The organism is Micromonospora sp. NPDC050397 (genome assembly GCF_044901685.1).
GTDB lineage: Bacteria > Actinomycetota > Actinomycetes > Mycobacteriales > Micromonosporaceae > Micromonospora_G.
The window spans coordinates 328,956-345,531 of the sequence record NZ_JBJDPS010000005.1; the positions used below are offsets into that span (position 1 = coordinate 328,956).

General features: G+C 69.9%; 14 protein-coding genes. 7 read left to right on the forward strand and 7 right to left on the reverse strand.

The genetic code is table 11. The features are described 5' to 3' along the window. Positions 1–35 precede the first annotated feature (35 nt). From ACI2K4_RS20355 to ACI2K4_RS20380, 6 genes are all read left to right on the forward strand, one after another. On the forward strand, positions 36–1,589 hold the full coding sequence (locus ACI2K4_RS20355; protein WP_404513414.1) for a polyamine aminopropyltransferase: 1,554 nt from the start codon (positions 36–38) through the stop codon (positions 1,587–1,589). Between the two features lie 129 nt (positions 1,590–1,718). Then, positions 1,719–2,540, forward strand: a complete 822-nt coding sequence (locus ACI2K4_RS20360; protein WP_404513260.1) for a hypothetical protein — start codon at positions 1,719–1,721, stop codon at positions 2,538–2,540. 188 nt (positions 2,541–2,728) lie between these two features. Next, complete coding sequence (locus tag ACI2K4_RS20365) at positions 2,729–3,400, forward strand: hypothetical protein (protein WP_404513261.1); 672 nt, start codon at positions 2,729–2,731, stop codon at positions 3,398–3,400. Between the two features lie 9 nt (positions 3,401–3,409). Next, positions 3,410–4,231 carry an SDR family NAD(P)-dependent oxidoreductase gene (locus ACI2K4_RS20370; protein ID WP_404513262.1) on the forward strand — a complete coding sequence of 274 codons (822 nt, stop codon included), beginning with the start codon at positions 3,410–3,412 and terminating at the stop codon, positions 4,229–4,231. 189 nt (positions 4,232–4,420) lie between these two features. Next, positions 4,421–4,960 carry an orotate phosphoribosyltransferase gene (pyrE, locus tag ACI2K4_RS20375; protein ID WP_404513263.1) on the forward strand — a complete coding sequence of 180 codons (540 nt, stop codon included), beginning with the start codon at positions 4,421–4,423 and terminating at the stop codon, positions 4,958–4,960. A 57-nt stretch (positions 4,961–5,017) separates the two neighbouring features. Continuing rightward, positions 5,018–5,395: a helix-turn-helix transcriptional regulator gene (locus ACI2K4_RS20380; protein ID WP_091081602.1), complete on the forward strand. Its 378-nt coding sequence runs from the start codon at positions 5,018–5,020 to the stop codon at positions 5,393–5,395. A 259-nt stretch (positions 5,396–5,654) separates the two neighbouring features. Here ACI2K4_RS20380 and ACI2K4_RS20385 read toward each other — a convergent pair whose 3' ends face one another. The 6 genes from ACI2K4_RS20385 to ACI2K4_RS20410 all read right to left on the reverse strand — a co-directional run bounded on the left by ACI2K4_RS20385 (position 5,655) and on the right by ACI2K4_RS20410 (position 14,656). Then, complete coding sequence (locus tag ACI2K4_RS20385; RefSeq protein ID WP_404513264.1) at positions 5,655–6,368, reverse strand: DedA family protein; 714 nt, start codon at positions 6,366–6,368, stop codon at positions 5,655–5,657. Positions 6,369–6,605: 237 nt separating this feature from the next. After that, positions 6,606–9,170 carry a polynucleotide kinase-phosphatase gene (locus ACI2K4_RS20390; RefSeq protein WP_404513265.1) on the reverse strand — a complete coding sequence of 855 codons (2,565 nt, stop codon included), beginning with the start codon at positions 9,168–9,170 and terminating at the stop codon, positions 6,606–6,608. A gap of 104 nt (positions 9,171–9,274) precedes the next feature. Further along, on the reverse strand, positions 9,275–10,786 hold the full coding sequence (locus ACI2K4_RS20395) for a 3' terminal RNA ribose 2'-O-methyltransferase Hen1 (RefSeq protein ID WP_404513266.1): 1,512 nt from the start codon (positions 10,784–10,786) through the stop codon (positions 9,275–9,277). Between the two features lie 341 nt (positions 10,787–11,127). Further along, positions 11,128–12,426 carry a hypothetical protein gene (locus ACI2K4_RS20400; RefSeq protein WP_404513267.1) on the reverse strand — a complete coding sequence of 433 codons (1,299 nt, stop codon included), beginning with the start codon at positions 12,424–12,426 and terminating at the stop codon, positions 11,128–11,130. Further along, on the reverse strand, positions 12,423–12,950 hold the full coding sequence (locus ACI2K4_RS20405; protein ID WP_404513268.1) for a SigE family RNA polymerase sigma factor: 528 nt from the start codon (positions 12,948–12,950) through the stop codon (positions 12,423–12,425). Before ACI2K4_RS20405 ends, ACI2K4_RS20400 begins: the two co-directional genes overlap by 4 nt. Before the next feature lie 119 nt (positions 12,951–13,069). Further along, positions 13,070–14,656, reverse strand: a complete 1,587-nt coding sequence (locus ACI2K4_RS20410; protein ID WP_404513269.1) for an LPXTG cell wall anchor domain-containing protein — start codon at positions 14,654–14,656, stop codon at positions 13,070–13,072. Between the two features lie 355 nt (positions 14,657–15,011). Here ACI2K4_RS20410 and ACI2K4_RS20415 point away from each other — a divergent pair, with 355 nt between their 5' ends. Beyond that, positions 15,012–16,196: an LCP family protein gene (locus ACI2K4_RS20415; RefSeq protein ID WP_404513270.1), complete on the forward strand. Its 1,185-nt coding sequence runs from the start codon at positions 15,012–15,014 to the stop codon at positions 16,194–16,196. On the opposite strand, the gene ACI2K4_RS20420 is transcribed toward ACI2K4_RS20415, so the two are convergent. After that, positions 16,168–16,416 (reverse strand): hypothetical protein, encoded by a 249-nt coding sequence (locus ACI2K4_RS20420; protein ID WP_404513271.1) that lies wholly within the window; start codon positions 16,414–16,416, stop codon positions 16,168–16,170. The genes ACI2K4_RS20415 and ACI2K4_RS20420 overlap by 29 nt on opposite strands. Positions 16,417–16,576: the final 160 nt, after the last annotated feature.

The window sequence follows — 16,576 nt, forward strand, 5'->3', positions numbered from 1 at the left end:
CGACCAGCGATGGGGCGGGCGGGCCGGGCGGGGCGATGCCGCGTACCCGGTGGCGAGGCGCGCGGGCGGCGGTGCTCGCGGCGGTCTTCGTCTGCGCGGCCTGCGGACTGGTCTACGAACTGGCGCTGGTGGCGTTCGGCAGCTACCTGATCGGGGACACCGTCGGGCAGGCGTCGATCGTGCTCGGTGTGATGGTGTTCGCGATGGGGATCGGGGCGCTGGCGGCCAAGCCGTTGCAGTCCCGGGCCGCCGCCGCCTTCGCCGCCGTCGAGCTCGCCCTCGCCCTCTTCGGCGGGCTCTCGGTGCTCGGGCTCTACGCGGCGTTCGCCTGGCTCGACCTCTACGCCCCGGCACTGGTCGTCACCGCCTTCCTGCTCGGCCTGCTGATCGGGGCGGAGATCCCGCTGCTGATGGTGCTGCTGCAACGGATCAGGGCGCAGGCGGCGGGGAGCGCGGTCGCGGACCTCTTCGCCGCCGACTACGTCGGCGCGCTACTCGGCGGCCTGGCCTTCCCGTTCCTGCTGATGCCGGTCTTCGGGCAACTCCGGGGCGTGCTGGTGGTCGGCCTGGTGAACGCGCTGGCCGGGCTGGCGCTGGTCTTCACCGTGTTCCGGCGCGAGCTGGGTGCGCGGGCCCGGCTCGGACTCACCGCCGGGTCCGTCGTGGTCGGCCTCGTCCTCGGGTACGCCTACCTCACCGCGTACGACTTCGAGGTGACCGCCCGGCAACAGCTCTTCCGGGACCCGGTGGTGCACGCGGAACGCAGCGCGTACCAGGAGATCGTGTTGACCCGGTCGATCCCGCTCGTCTCGCAGGGCGTCACCGACCTGCGCCTCTACCTGAACGGGGACCTCCAGTTCAGCTCGGTCGACGAGTACCGCTACCACGAGGCGCTGGTGCACCCGTTGCTGCGCGGCAGCCGTACCTCGGTGCTGGTCCTCGGTGGCGGCGACGGACTGGCCGTACGCGAACTGCTGCGCTATCCCGACGTCGGTTCGGTGACGCTGGTCGAGCTCGATCCGGCGGTGATCCGGCTGGCCCGAACCGAGCCGCAACTCCGTACGCTCAACCGGGACGCGTTCGACGACCCCCGGGTGCGCGTCGTCAACGCCGACGCGTTCCAGTGGTTGCGTCTCGGGCGCGAACGGTTCGACGCGGTCGTGGTCGACCTGCCGGACCCGGACGAGACCGCCACCGCGAAGCTCTACTCGGTCGAGTTCTACGCGCTGGTGCGCACGGCGCTCGCCGACGGGGGCCGGATGGTGGTGCAGGCTGGTTCGCCCTACTTCGCACCCAGGTCGTACTGGTGCATCGAGGCGTCGATCCGCGCGGCCGGCTTCGCCACCACGCCGTACCACGTGGATGTGCCCTCCTTCGGCGACTGGGGATTCGTGCTCGCGGCGGCGGCAGACGGCCCGCCCGCGCTCGGTCTGCCGACCGACCTGCCACCACTGCGCTTTCTCGACCAGGAGACGCTCCGTACGGCCGCGAACTTCCCCCGCGACCGGCGCCGGCAGGAGCTGCCGCCATCCACCCTGCTCCATCCACGGGTGCTCGAGTACGCCCGCGCGGAGTGGCGCAACTACTGACGCGGGTCGTCACCGTAGCCCCCCGCGACGCCGGGTGACTCCGGGGTGGCGGACCGCGACACGCCGGTTTGATCGGTAGGGGTGGCCGGGTACCGATACGGTGAGCCTCGATCTGAGGGAAGGAGTGCCGTGTCTGATCCGTATCCAACGACCGCGTCTGCGGCCAGGCCCCGTCCGGGCACCGTCACGATCGCCGGTTACCTGCTCTACGCGGTGGCCGCGGTGCAGTTGATTCAACTGATCATCTCCCTGACGCAGTCGAGCACCTTCGGCGACGTCTACGACGAGGCGCTCGCCGGCACCGAGGCGGCCGACGCGGCGGGTGCGTTCAGCACCGGCTTCCTGATCGGTGGCGCGGTGATCAGCCTGCTCGTGGCGGTGGGTCTGGTCGTGCTCGCGCTGCTCAACAACCGGGGCAAGAACGCGGCCCGGATCGTGACCTGGGTGCTCGGCGGCATCTTCTTCTGCTGTTCGGCGGCCGGTCTCGGACTCGGCGCCGCGGGCAACGCGCTCACGCCGTCGTCCAGCAGCGATCCGAACGTGCCGGACCAGGCCGAGATCCAGCGCATGCTGGACGACCGGCTGCCCGGCTGGTACGACCCGGTCACTACGCTGCTGAGCGTGGTGACGGTGGTCGCCGTCCTGGTGGCGTTGATCCTGCTGGCCCTGCCACCGTCCAATGAGTTCTTCCGCAAGGCGCAGCCGGTCTGGGAGCCGCCCGCGCCGGGCTCGGCGTACCCGGGCTACCCGCAGGCGGGGTATGCCCAGTCGACGCCTCCGTCCGGTGCCACGCCGCAGACGTACGGGCTGCCGCCGACCACACCGGCCGCGCCGTACGGTCCGCCGCCGACCGAGCAGGCACCGCCCCGTGATCCGGCCGGTCCGCCCGGGGGCAGCTCCGACGACCAGCCGGGGCCGCCAGCACCACGGTCGGAGCCGCCAACAAGCTGATCCCTCGAAGTCCGGCGGGCGGAGTCGGACGGCGATGTGTGGCCGGCGAAGTGGGCTGGCGAAGTCCAGCGGCAAAATCCAACAGCGCAGTCCGGCGGCAAATCGTGGAATTGATGACCCGCCGGTAACGCATTTGCCCCATCCCCCCGAGTAGGTTGCAAACCGACGCCTACTCGGGGGGATCTGTCGTGTCTGAGCCAGTGCACGCGTGGCCCGGTGGCCCGGTCTCGCCGTCGGCCGGTTGGCCCGCCCCGGCCGTGCCGGTGCCCGTACCCCGCCGTCCCACGGTGGTGACGCTGACCGCCTTCCTGCTCGGCCTGATGGCCTTCGGCGGCCTGGTGCACGCAGGTGTCGGGCTGGCCACGGCCGGCGGGACGGTCGACCGGTTCCGCGACGCCACGGCGGGCATCCAGGGTGACCGCTCGGAGGTGGACGCCCTGGTCTCGCTCGTACGCCTCGTCGCCGCCGTCGGCACGGCGGTGGCCGTCGTGGCGGCGGTGGTACTGGTCGGGCTGGCCGTCGGCAACCTGCGCGGCGCCAACCGGGTCAGGATCGCCACCTGGGTGGTCTGTGCTCTCGGTCTGCTCGCCGGGTGCGCCGTGCTCACCGTGCAGGCGGCACAGTGGTCGGTGCCGTTGGACAGTGCTCGTGACGACCAACTGTCGACCGAGGTGGTCGCCGCGCTCACCGACGCCTACCCGTCCTGGTGGGTCTCGTTGACGGTGGGGGTTTCGGTCACGCAGGCACTAGGTTACTTTGTAGTAGCAACGCTGCTGGCGCTTCCCGCGGCAAACGCCTATTTCCGTGGGCGTGCGCCCATGCCGGGTCCGTCGCCGGTGCCCCCACCGCCGAGCTGGTAAGGATCGCCCGTGCCCGCTGCGCCCACCTCGCCCCCTGTCGGTCGGGGCCGGGCCCTGGTCACCGGGGCGACGTCGGGCATCGGTGCGGCCTTCGCCCGGCGGTTTGCCGCCGACGGGCGGCACCTGGTGCTGGTCGCCCGCGACGAACGGCGACTGGCCGAGACGGCGGCCGAACTCTCCCGGCGGCACGGCGTCTCGGTGAGCACCCTGACGGCCGATCTGAGCACCGACGACGGTTGCCAAACGGTCGAGCGGCAGTTCACAGATCCGGCTGAGCCAATTGAACTATTGGTGAACAATGCGGGTATCAGCCTGGCTCGCTCCTTTCTCAAGTCGACCGCCGAGGACGAGGCGCGGTTGTTACGACTGAATGTCCACGCCGTGATGAGGTTGACCCACGCGGCACTGCCGACGATGACCGAACGCCGCAGTGGGGCAGTGATAAATGTCTCTTCGGTTGCCGGCTTCGGAGCCGTAATGCCGGGCTCCACCTACTCCGCCAGCAAGGCGTGGGTGACGAATTTCAGTGAGTCGGTCGGTCAGGCGACCCGCCGGTACGGCGTACGGGTGATGGTGCTCTGCCCCGGCTACGTCCGTACCGAGTTCCACCAACGGGCCGGCATCAACACGTCGAAGATGCCCGACTGGCTCTGGCTCTCGGCCGACTCCGTTGTCGCAGAAGCCCTGCGTGACCTGGGAAAAGGCAAACTTCTCAGCGTTCCGGACTGGAAGTACAAGGCGGCGGTCTTCGGTCTGCGGCACGCGCCGCGCGGCTTGCTGCGCACGGTCAGCGGGGACACTCGCGGCCGGATCGGCCGAGACGAACGTTGATCTTGTCTGGCTGACCCCGGCGCCGCGACGGTCCAACCGGGATCTCCGGAGTCCTCGAGATCCGCACCGCGCGCCCAATACGCAGAGTAATCGCGCACCGTCATTCCTGGCCATCATTACCGACTGGAAACATTCGGCTGGTCGGGTCCACCCAACGGTCCTCAGACTCGAGCAGTACCCTTGGGCGCCATGGGGGACCACGACGACCTGCGTAAATTCATTTCTGACCTGGCCGTAGTACACGGCCGGGTGGTGCTGTCATCGGGCCGCGAGGCGGACTGGTACGTCGACCTGCGTCGCGTAACGCTCCATCACGCGGCGGCACCGTTGGTCGGTCGAGTGCTGCTCGACCTGACCGCGGACTGGGACTTCGACGCCGTCGGTGGCCTGACGTTGGGCGCCGACCCGGTGGCGGTATCCATGCTGCACGCCGCTTCGGCGGCGGGGCGCGGACTGGATGCCTTTGTGGTGCGCAAGGCGGAGAAGACACATGGCCTGCAACGGCGGATCGAGGGGCCGGACGTGGCCGGTCGCCGGGTGCTGGCGGTGGAGGATACTTCGACGACGGGCGGCAGTGTGCTGACCGCGGTCGAGGCGTTGCAAGAGGCTGGGGCCGAGGTTGTAGGCGTTGCGGTTATTGTTGATCGAGGCGCGGGCGACGCCGTTCGAGCGGCCGGACTGCCATACCGAGCGGCCTATACGTTGCCTGACCTCGGCCTAGTGGCCTAAAAGTTTGACGATTCGGATCTGCTGATATGCAGGCGGGTCGATGCTGCTGGTGGAAGGATGGAAAACGTGGGAACTGCGTTGGCTGAAATGACTATGCCTCAGATCTCGCCGCTTGCCGGCGAGCCGATCGAACGTGCCGACGCCGAGCGACTTGCGGGGGTCCTCAAGGCCCTCGCGGACCCCGCCCGGCTTCGGCTGCTCAGCCTGATCCAGTCGGCACCGGAGGGCGAGGCGTGCGTGTGTGACCTCACCGCACCTCTCGGTCTCTCGCAGCCGACGGTCAGTCACCACCTGCGTATCCTCACCGAGGCCGGCTTGCTGGAGCGGGAGAAGCGCGGTGTGTGGGCGTACTACAGGCTGGTGCCGTCGGCGATCGCCACGATCGCCGACCTGTTGACTCCGCCGCGTAAGCGAGCCACCAAGAAAGCTCGCTGAATCAGCGTGCGACCGTCTGGTGTCTCCCTCGCCGGGTGACACCAGACGGTCCTACGGCTGTTCGCCCGGAGTGGCCGGGACGGACGGGGCGGCGTAGCCGGATGACCTGCGCTACGTGCTCCCGCCCGGACTGCGGCCGGACGACCGTCGTCCCATAGGCATGCCCGCTTCGTCGGCATGCCCGACGGCGATGACCGCTGGGCGGCCACGGTCGACACCCGATCCGGGATCACCGCCTGCCCGACCCGAGTGCTCGTCCTTACGGGTGACGGTGGTGCTGCTGGCTCTCGCGGGCGGCCTCGTCCAGTGCCGCGCGCTCGGCCGCGGTGGTGCCCCGCCGGGCGGCCATCCGTGCCCGGAGCAGCTCGATGACGATCGGCACCACCGAGATCACCACGATCGCGATCAGGATGATCTCGATGTGCTCCTTGACGAAGTCGATCTGCCCGAGGAAGTAGCCCAGCAGGGTGACCCCGGTGCCCCAGAGCGTGCCGCCGAGCACGTTGTAGATCACGAAGGTGCGGTAGTTCATCTTGCTCACCCCGGCGACGATCGGGGTGAAGGTCCGCACGATCGGTACGAAGCGGGCCAGCACGATCGAGCGGGCGCCGTACTTGTCGAAGAACTCGTGCGCCTTGAGCAGGTTCTCCTGCTTGAACAGCCGGGAGTTCGGGCGGCGGAACAGGGCCGGGCCGACCCGCCGGCCGAACAGGTAGCCGACCTGGTCACCGGCGATCGCGGCGATCGTGATCAACAGGCAGACCAGCCAGATCGGGTACGTGATGTACTGCCCGTCCGAGGTCAGCAGGCCGGTGGTGAACAGGAGCGAGTCACCCGGCAGGAAGAAGCCGATCAGCAACCCGGACTCGGCGAAGACGATCGCCAGGATGCCGAGCAGCCCGAAGGTGGAGATCAGCCACTCCGGGTCCAGGAACTCGGGGCCCATGGCCAGCGTGGTGGTGGGCGTCGGCACGGGGTGACCTCCGAAGTTTCCGGTCGGGCAGCGATTTTCCGCGCGGCGGCGGACATTTCGAGCAGGCTAGTCCCGCTGCCGCCGACCACGGGCACCCCCGCAGTCTAGGCGGCAGCGGTTCACGCTCGCCTGGCGACGTCGCTAGCGTCCCGACCTGGCGTTCCGTTCGAGCTGTCGATTGTTCCGTTCGGGCTGTCGATTGTTCCGTTCGGGCTACAGCCGTGGGTCGACCGCGGGCTACAGCCGTGGGTCGACCGGCTCGGACTCGCAGGCCAGAATCGCGAAGACCAACTCGTGCCGCCGCCAGAGCGGGGCATCCTCCGCCAGCCGGTCGAGCGCGGCCAACCCGAGACCGTGTTCGCGCAGTGCCATGCCCCGCTTACGCCCGAGTGACCGGTTGCGCAACTGCGCCAACTGCTCCGGCTCGGTGTACTCCGGCCCGTAGATGATCCGCAGGTACTCCCGGCCCCGGCACTTCACCCCCGGCTGGAGCAGTCGACCACGCTGGTCGCGCGCCGCTGGTCCGGCGTACGGCTTGACCACCATGCCCTCGCCGCCGTCCCCGGTCAGCGCCAACCACCAGTCGATGGCCTCGGCGACCGCCGCCTCGTCGGCGAGGTTGACCACCCGGTGCCGGGTCCGGGTGAAGAACCCCGGGTCGGCGGCGTGCAGCCGGTCGGCCAGGGCCAGGTGCCAGCCGTGGTCCCGACCCGTGTGGGTCGCGCCCGCGCTTGCCAGCAGCACGAACGGGGCCAGGGTCACCCCGTCGAGACCCTGCGACGGGTGCACGTACGCCCGGTAGGCGTCGGTGTAGCGGAGCAGGTCAGCGTTGCGGCGAGCCATCCGGACGCGCAACTCGTCCACCGGCACACCCCGTGCGGCGGTTCGGTCCAGCGCGTCGAGCACCGCCGGCAGAGCCGCCCGCCCGGCCGCGCCGACGCTGGCGTACTGCTCCCGGATCAGGCCGGTCGCCTTCGCCGACCAGGGCAGCAGTTCGGTGTCGAGCAGCAGCCAGTCGCTGTCGAACTCGGTCCAGAGGCCGGCGACGGTGGCCGCCGCACGTACCCGATCCAGCAGCGCCGCGTCGAGTGGCGCGCCGAAGAACGGCCGGCCGGTACGGGTGTAGACCGCGCCTCCCGCCGGCCCGAACCGGTCGTCGTCGGCCCGCTGGCAGACCAGCACCACCGCGCGGGAGCCCATGTGCTTCTCCTCGCAGATGACCCGGTCGACCCCGGCCGCCCGGTAGTCGGCGAACGCCTGAGCCGGGTGTTCCAGGAAGCCGTCCAGCTCCGACGTCGAGCAGGGTGCCATGGTCGGCGGCAGCCACGGCAGGGCCCGGGGGTCCACCGCGAACCGGCTCATCACCTCCAACGCGGCGGCGGCCTGCTCGGCCTCCACGGTCAGGGTGCCGTAGCCGTAGTCGAGGTGCCGCCGGCCGGTGACGTCGCCCAGGTCGAGCGATCCCTCGGCCCGGTCGGCACCGTTGGCGAGTCGGTGGGCGTCACGGCCGTCGGTCCCGGCCACGGCCAGGGGCCGGGCCGGGGCGTAGTACTCCTTCGCCGCCGGCACCGAGACCAGGTCGCGTTCCGGGTAGCGCAGCGCGGTCAGGGTGCCGCCGAAGACGCAACCGGTGTCGATGCAGATGGTGTTGTTGACCCACTCCGGCGTCGGGGTCGGGGTGTGGCCGTAGACGACCATGGCAGAGCCCCGGTAGTCGCGGGCCCACGGGTAGCGCACCGGCAGGCCGTACTCGTCGGTCTCGCCGGTGGTCTCGCCGAAGAGCGCGAACGCCCGTACCCGGCCCGAGGCCCGACCCTGGTACTCCTCCTTCAGGCCGGCGTGCGCGACCACCAACCGGCCGCCGTCGAGCACGTAGTGGCTGACCAGGCCGTCGATGAAGGCGGACGCCTCGGCGACAAACGCCGGCTCCTCGCCGTCGAGCTGGGCCAGCGTCTCGGCCAGCCCGTGGGTGACCTGCACGTTGCGGCCGCGCAGCTTGCGCAGCAGCTTCTGCTCGTGGTTGCCCGGCACGCAGATGGCGTGCCCGGCGGCGACCATGCCCATCACCAGGCGGAGCACGCCGGGGGAGTCCGGGCCGCGGTCGACCAGGTCACCGACGAAGATCGCGGTACGTCCCGCCGGATGGGAGGCGTCCACCGGTCGCCCCTCAGCGTCCCGGTGCAACGCCCAGCCGAGCCGGGTCAGCAGCGTCTCCAACTCGGCCCGGCAACCGTGTACGTCGCCGACGATGTCGAACGGGCCGGTCAGCTCCTTGCGGTCGTTGAACAGGCGCTCGTACCGGATCGTCGCGGCGTCGATCTCCTCGATCCCGCGCAGCACGTGCACCTTGCGGAAGCCCTCCCGGGCCAACTGCCCCACCGATCGGCGCAGGTCCCGCTGCATCCGACCGAGCACCTGCCGGCCGAAGGTCCGGTCGGTCCGCGCCTGGGTACGTTCCCAGCAGAGCGGTTCGGGCGCGTCGAGCACGATCGCCACCGGCAGCACGTCGTGCTCGCGGGCCACCCGGACCAGCCCCGCGCGGGCGTGCGACTGGAGATTCGTCGCGTCCACCACGGTCAGCCGACCGGCCCGCAGCCGCTTGCCCGCGACGTAGTGCAGCACGTCGAACGCCTCGGCCGAGGCGGACTGGTCGTTCTCGTCGTCCGCCACCATGGCCCGGAACGCGTCCGAGGAGAGCACCTGGGTGGGTGTGAAGTGCCGGCGGGCGAAGGTCGACTTGCCCGACCCGGAAATGCCGACCAGCGCCACCAGCGCCAGCTCGGGAACATCCAACACGCTCATCGCAAACTTCCTTCCACCGCACCGGTCCACCCGCCGCGGGGTAAGGAAGGGCCCCTTGTTATCGCTTTTTGTAGAGGAAGGGGCCCTTCCTAACGAGTGGGTCTCTAGCGGGTGAAGACGGCGAGTTGGGTGGGTGCGCCCACGAGGTCGTCGTTGTCACCGACGCCGCTGATCGTCGCGGTGTAGCCGTAACCGGTGGCTACCCGCGCGACCCAGTCGGCGAACTCGGCCCGGGACCACTCGAACCGGTGGTCGTGGTGGCGCATCGCCCCGGCCGGCAGCCCTTCGTAGCGTACGTTGTACTCCGCGTTCGGCGTCGTGACCAGCACCGTCGCCGGCTGCGCGTGACCGAAGACCGCCGCTTCCAGCGCCGGCAACCGGGGCGGGTCGAGGTGCTCGACGACCTCCATCAGGACTGCGGCGTCGTACCCGCGCAGCCGGTCGTCGCGGTACGTCAGCGCGGACTGCCACAGCTTGATCCGGTCCCGCTGCCGCTGTGGCAGGCGGTCCAGCTTGAGCCGTCGCTCCGCCATCGCCAGCGCCCCATGCGACACGTCGGTGCCGACGATCTCGATGTAGCGGCGGTCGCGTACCAGGTCGGCCAGGAGCGCGCCGCCGCCGCAGCCCAGGTCGAGTACGCGGGTCGCGCCGGCATCGGCGAGCGCCGCCAGTACGGCCGCGCGGCGTCGTACCGCCAGTGGCTGCCGGCCCGAGCCGGAGGGCAGAGCGGCGGAGGACAGATTGGCGGGGGGCAGAGCGGCGGAGGGCAGAGCGGCGGAGGACAGATCGGCCTCCTCGTCGCTGTTCCGTTCCTCGGCGACATCGACAGTGTCGGGGTCGGTCGGGTCGTCAGCGAGCCGCAGCTCGGCCAGGCGGGCCAGGGCGACACCGGCCAGTGCTCGGCGGTGAGCCAGGTAGCGGCGGGTGACGAAGCCCCGTTCCGGGTGCCGGCCGAGCCAGCCCTCGCCGGCCCGGAGCAGCTTGTCGATCTCGTCCGGCGCCACCCAGTAGTGCTTGGCGTCGTCCAGCACCGGCAGTAGGACGTACAGGTGGTTGAGCGCGTCGGCCAGGCGCAGCGTGCCGTGCAGGGTGAGGGTGGCGTACCGGCTGTCGCCCCAGTCGGGATGGGTCTCGTCGAGCGGGATCGCGGTGGCGGTGACGGTCCAGCCGAGCGGGGCGAAGAGCCGCTCGGCGAGTTCGGCGCCGCCCCGGCAGCGCAGCACCGGTACGCCGATCTCCAGCGGGATCGGGGTCGCCGCCAGCTCCGGGCGGTCCTTGGAACTGCCGTGCAGGGCGGAGCGGAACACCTTCGCCAGGGCCGAGGAGAGCAGGCTGGACGCGGCGTACGGGCGGTCGTTGACGTACTGCCCGAGGGTGAACGCCTCGGGGGTGGCGCCCGTGCCCCGGCCACGGCCTTTGCCACGCGCGGTGGTCAGCCGCAGCGGGTCGACGTCGAGCAGCAGCGCGGCGGTGCACCGGTCCTCGTCGGCCTGCGGATAGAAGACGTGTGCCGTGCCCGTCGGTACGTCGAACGAGTGCTGCCGGTCGGGGTGCTTGACCAGCAGGTATCCCAGGTCGGTGGCGGGCCGGTGGGTGGTGGTGACGGTGAGCAGCACGTGGAGAAGGATCTCAGCCGGAGATACCCGGTGTCGCCCGGATTTGCCGGCCGGAGCCGCTCGCGGTGCAGCCGGTGCCCGTGCCGGTGCCGGTGCCTGTGCCCGTGCCCGGAAACGGAAACGGGAACGGAAACGGGAACGGAAACGGAAACGGTGCAGCCGGTTACCGTGCCCACGCCCGGGAGGTCAGCCACGTGACCCGGGACGGCCGGGGCCCGTCGGCGATGACCGCCGACGGGCCGCTGCACCAAACCGCTGCACCAAACCGCTGCACCAAAACGCTGCACCAAAACGCTGCACCAAAACGCTGCACCAAAACGCTGCACCGGACCGGTCGATTCCTACCGGATGGCCCGCAGATCGAGCAGGTAGCTGCCGTCCTTGCCGTCGGACCACTGCACCAGCGCGCTCTCGGGGTTCATCGACATCCAGGGATCGGATCGGTTGTTCTGTCCCAGCGACCCTGACAGGGCGGGTTGCCGAGGTGTCTTGACCACCGCCGCCTTCCCACTGAAGCGGTCCCAGATGAACGGGAACCGGTCCAGGGCCGTCTCGAACCAGGCCGCCGCGAACCGGCCGTCGAGCGCCACATCCATTCCACCCCAAACGCCGGCCGGCGTACCGGCCCGGTCCGCGAACTTCCGGAGATCGCTGCCGTCCAGCCGTTGTAGCGTCGGCTGCTGGTTCACGACCTGGCCGAGGCAGAGGACCGGGTCGCACAGGACGGTTCCGAGGCCCGGGGCCGCCTTCCAGGCACGGCGTTCACCGGTGACCAGGTTCCACACCTCGCCGGAGCCCGGTGGCCCGCCGACCGGGGTCTGTCGGGTGTGGGTGTCCACCCAGGGTGAGAGGCCGCCAAGGTAATAGGTGCCGGACCCGGGCACCAGGGTCGGCTCTCCGCCGGAGACCGGGATGCGGTAGATACCGGCCGGACGCCGGCCCGCGTCCTGCCGCCAGTAGACACTGTCCCCCGTCGTGCCGAGATGTGGATACGCGTGGTCCAACTCCTGAAAGGTGTAAACCAGGCGTGGCGGGGTCCGGCCGTCGAGCGGGGCGGCCCAGAGCGCGAGCCATCCGGCGCTGGTGGGATTCGGCACGCCGGCTGTCCAGAACACCTCCCGTCCCGCGACCACCGCCGAATTGATCCTGCCGCCGAGGGAACTCCCGGCGCCGGTGGTCGGGTCCGCGAGGGGACGTACGTCGCCGGTTCGCACGTCGAAGAGCAACAGTCCCCTGGTCCCGTTCGGCGTGTTGACCAGGTAGCGATCCCGGTCCACGATCGCCGTCACGACGTAGCCGTCGCCGTTCGGGAGCGTGCCGGGCAGCTTGCGGACCGCTCGCGGCCAGACCTGTTCGGGTGTCTTGAGCGCGGCGAAGTCCGGTATCTCGCCGGACCAGTCGGTGGCGGTGGTGATCGGATCCGGGTCCGCCGTGGGGGCCTGCTCGGTGGGCCGGAGCACGCTCAGGCCGCCGACGATCGTCAACGTCGCGGCACAGGCAGCGGCGACAGCGACCCTCCGCTGCCGACGTCGCCGCTGGCGGCGTCGTATTCCGGGTACGAAGTCCGGGTCGAGCGGCGGCGCGGTCGCCCCAGCGCGGGCCAGCGTACGGATCAGTTCGTCTTCCAGTTGGTCGGTCATCGCCTGCTCTCCACCATTCCCTCCCGCCGTGTCGTGCTCGTCGGATGCCAACTGGCCCGTAACTTGCCCAGCCCGCGAAACGCCTGGCTGCGTACCGTGCCCTGGGTTATGCCGAGGTGCTCGGCGATCTCCTCGTCGGTGCGGTGCTCGTAGTAACGCAGCACCAACACGGCACGCTGCCGTCGCGGCAGCCGGGCCAGTGCCTGCCACAGCCCGCCGTCCCCGTCGGCGTGGGCGAACCCCGCCTCGGTGTGCGCCTGCTCGGGCACGTCACCGGAGAGCCGCTCGCGTCGTCGCTTCCGCCACCAACTGATGTGCAGCCGGGCCATGATCGTGCGTACGTAACCCTCGGGGTCGCCCTTGTGGCGTACCCGTGACCAGGTTGACCCGAGCCGGGCCAGCGCCTCCTGTGCCAGGTCCGCGGCGTCGTGCGGGTTGCCGGTCAGGACGTACCCGTAGCGGACCAGCGCCGCCGATCGGGCACGTACGAATTCCTCGAATGCTTGACCATCCGCGCTCTGCATCTCCACCTCCTCGGACCGGGGACGCCTGACGGCGGTGAGCTGTTGCACGGGAGGGAGTCCGGAAACGACGAACGCCCCGCCGGCCGTGGGGCCGACGGGGCGTAAGAACGCCGATTGGATCAGGCGACGAAGTGCGTCCGGCGACGCCGGGCCAGCACGAAGCCGACCACGCCGGCACCGAGCAGCAGCACGCCCACACCGGCGGTCAGGCCAGCCGAGGCACCGGTGATCGGCAGGCCGCCCCCGCCGCCAGCGCCGCCGTCACCCTCGCCGCCGTTGTTGGTGGCGTTGACCAGGAGCTTGGCCACGTTGTTCGTTGCGTCCAGGTCCTGGGAGAAGTAGCCGTCGCACTCGCACTCGGGGTTGACCGTGACCTGGCCAGCCGCGTCGGCGATCACCTGGTCGATCCGGAAGCCGAAGTCGAAGGTGCGCTTCTCACCCGCCACGCTGATCGACTCCGGGTAGCACCGGTAGTTCGCGGCGCCGGGCTTGCCCGGGTTCTCCCAGTCGTACTCGCCATCCTCGAACGGGACGCATTCCTCGGGCACGGTGACCGCGGTCGTACCGGTCGGCACCTTGATGTCCACGTTGGTGACCGGACCGCCGCGCCGACTGACGTCGATCGTCGCCGGGCCGTTGTTCTGGAACCCGACGGCCGCCGGGACGACCTTGCCCGCGTCGCCGGAGACGCTGGCGCCGACCGCCGAGAGATCGGCACCGTTCTTGCCGGTGACGGTGATCTCGATGTGGCTCCAGTTGTTCTCCGGATCGGTGTCCGCCTGCGCCCCCCGGGCGTTCGCGCTGACCACCTCGGTCAGCTTCAGCTCACCGCCGGTGCCCGGCTTGCCCACGTCGAAGCCGTTGATGTCGAGGTACTCGGAGAAGTCCTCGAACTCGGCGGCGGTCAGCCAGGAGACATCGCCGTACTCACTCCCCGGCGCGTACGTGTCGGCGCCCAGCGCGTACGGGATGTTCGTGGTGTACGACTTGCCGGCGGCCAGCGGCGTCTCGAAGTAGCAGGAACGGAGTTCGTCCTTGACGTAGGTGCAGTTGCTGAACTGCTTGTCCGCCCGGATCGAGTAGTCGTTGTAGAACAGGACGTTGGTCCCGGTGACCGTGGTCCGGCCGACGTTGCGGACGGTGAGCGGGGTGGTGAACTTCCCACCGGGCTGTGACGTCACCCGCTGCTCGGGGCCGGCGGCCAGGTCCACGCCCTCGCCGATCCGGATCCGTGACTCGTGGGTGACGGTCTCGAAGCCGGCCGCGCTGAAGCTGACCTTGAGCTTCCCGTCGACGCCGTCCTGCACACCCTCGACCGGCACGATGGCGATGTCGTAGAGCCCGGACGAACCCCACTCGTCCACGTAGTCGACGTGGTCCCACTCCGGGTCGTACGCGCAGACGATCCGGTTGGCGCCGGCCGGGGTGCACGTCACGGAGCCCTCGTCCGTCCCGGTGAGCTGCACCTTGCCGGCCAGGTCGGTGAAGTCGAACGTGATCTTCACGTCGTGCAGGGCCAGCGGCTCGGAGCCGTACAGGATCGGCGAATCCACGATGCCCGGGCCGTCCGCCGCGAGCGTGCTGTCCAGGAAATAGACGCCGAGGCTGGGTTGCTCAGGCGCGGCGGTCGCCGGTGCCGCGGTGGCGACGAGCGCGCCCGCCACGCCAAACCCGGCGAGCCAACGCCGGGCATTGGTGTTGCGCATAAAGGGGTCCTCCCGTGGGGGTAACAGGCAAAGCTTCCGGAGCGTACGGGTGCAGGCGGCGACGGAGTGACCGGTGACGCGGTTTCTGGCCGAACGGCCGATCATGAGAACCTTCTCGTACTTATCCACGAAGTTGTCGAGACTCTGCATCCCTTTTCCGGTCCGCGCTCGTCTTCACTAATGCAGGGCAGTGGGACAGGGAATCCGGACGGTGACGATGCGGTTTCGCAAAGCCAAGGGTGGCGACTCGGTATTGGTTGACGTGTCAGAAGTGGACGGGAAAGTAACGAAGAGTAAGCGTCGGGTCCGGCGATCCGGTCGGCGTACTCCGTTGTGGGCGAGGTTGGTGGTCGCCGTGGGCTGCGTTCTGCTCGCGATGAGCGGTGCCGCGTACGCGGTCACCCGGACCGCCGTCGAGAAGGCCACCTCGAACATCACCCAGACCACGCTGATCGACGACGACGCCCGTGCGCCGAGAAGACCGGCTCAGCCCAGCGGAAAGAAGATCGAGGGCGCACTCAACCTGCTGCTGGTCGGCATCGATGTACGGCCGGGCTGGGATGCGGGGGCCAGGTCCGACACGATCATGATCGTGCACATTCCGGCCACCCACGACCAGGCGTACCTGATTTCGATTCCCCGGGACTGGCGGGTGCCGATTCCGGCCAACCCGGCAACGGACTATCGCGGCGGAACAGACAAAATTAATGCGGCCTTCGAGTTCGGCTACCGGGGCGAGGGAACGGAGCTGGAGAAGCGCGCGCGTGGGTTCAAACTGCTCGCCAAGACGCTGCACGCCCAGACCGGTCTCACCTTCAACGGCGCGGCGCTGATCGATTTCCAGGGCTTCCAGTCGGTGATCAGGGAGTTGGGCGGCGTCGACATGTGTGTCGACCAGCGGGCCTCCTCGATCCACCTCGCGTACGACCGCAAGGGCAAGATCGTACCGATCAAGTTCGACGAGGCCAGCCACCGCGTCTTCGACCTGCCGCCGGGCGGAAAGGTCGTGGTGCACGAGGTCGGCTGCCGAGCCATGTCGGCCGAACTCGCCCTCGACTACGCCCGGATCCGGTACGGCCTGCCAAAGACCGACTACGACCGGCAGCGCCACCAGCAGCAGCTCATCAAGGCCATCGTCAAGAAGGCCACCAGCGCCGGTGTGCTGACCGACCTGGGTCGGGTCAACCGGGTGGTCACCGCGGCCGGCAAGGCGTTCATCCTCGACACGCAGGGGGTGCCGATCATCGACTTCCTCTTCACGCTCAAGGGCGTCGCCGCGAACGACCTGGTCGTGCTCAAGACCAACCAGGGCAACTTCGCCGAGGTCAAGCTCAACGGCATCTCGTACCAGCGGCTGACCGAGGAGTCGTTGGACATGCTGCGAGCGGCACGCGACGGCGACCTCGCCAGGTTCGTCGCGGACCACCCCGAGATGGTCGCGTCGAAGACCGCCGATTCCGCCGATTCCGCCGATCAAGACCGCGCCGCGTCCGCCGACCCGTCCGCGTCGGTCAGCGGTAGTCGTCCTCCGGGCCGATGATCCGAGCCTGCTCCAACGCGTCCCACTCGTCCACCTCGAGACCCCGGGGCAGCCGCTCGGCGTCGGTCGCCGAGGCGGGTCCGTCGTCGGTCGGGTCCGCGGCGGCCGACTGCTCGACGGCGTCGTCGGCGGGGGCCTCCGGGTCCCGCTCCTCCGGATCGAGGTGGTCGCCGGGGGCGAACTCCTCGCCGAGGACAAAATCATCGTCGGGCTGGGTCATCGTCGCCTCCTCCGGTCCGCGGTGACCTTCTCACCGTACGGGTTGACCTGCCGGCACGCCGGGTACGTGCCGGTTAACGGTGACCTGCCCGTACCACGCCTTCCGACCGGCGGAGTGGAGTCGCGCGCCCCAGTCGACCGGTTTGGCACCCCGCCGGACA

Bases quoted from the DNA above. Each gene is read 5' to 3' on its own strand.
- ACI2K4_RS20355 (WP_404513414.1), top strand. From the start codon at position 36: ATGCCGCGTACCCGGTGGCGAGGCGCGCGGGCGGCGGTGCTCGCGGCG.
- pyrE (WP_404513263.1), top strand. From the start codon at position 4,421: ATGGGGGACCACGACGACCTGCGTAAATTCATTTCTGACCTGGCCGTA.
- ACI2K4_RS20380 (WP_091081602.1), top strand. From the start codon at position 5,018: ATGGAAAACGTGGGAACTGCGTTGGCTGAAATGACTATGCCTCAGATC.
- ACI2K4_RS20390 (WP_404513265.1), bottom strand. From the start codon at position 9,170: ATGAGCGTGTTGGATGTTCCCGAGCTGGCGCTGGTGGCGCTGGTCGGC.
- ACI2K4_RS20400 (WP_404513267.1), bottom strand. From the start codon at position 12,426: ATGACCGACCAACTGGAAGACGAACTGATCCGTACGCTGGCCCGCGCT.
- ACI2K4_RS20405 (WP_404513268.1), bottom strand. From the start codon at position 12,950: ATGCAGAGCGCGGATGGTCAAGCATTCGAGGAATTCGTACGTGCCCGA.
- ACI2K4_RS20410 (WP_404513269.1), bottom strand. From the start codon at position 14,656: ATGCGCAACACCAATGCCCGGCGTTGGCTCGCCGGGTTTGGCGTGGCG.
- ACI2K4_RS20420 (WP_404513271.1), bottom strand. From the start codon at position 16,416: ATGACCCAGCCCGACGATGATTTTGTCCTCGGCGAGGAGTTCGCCCCC.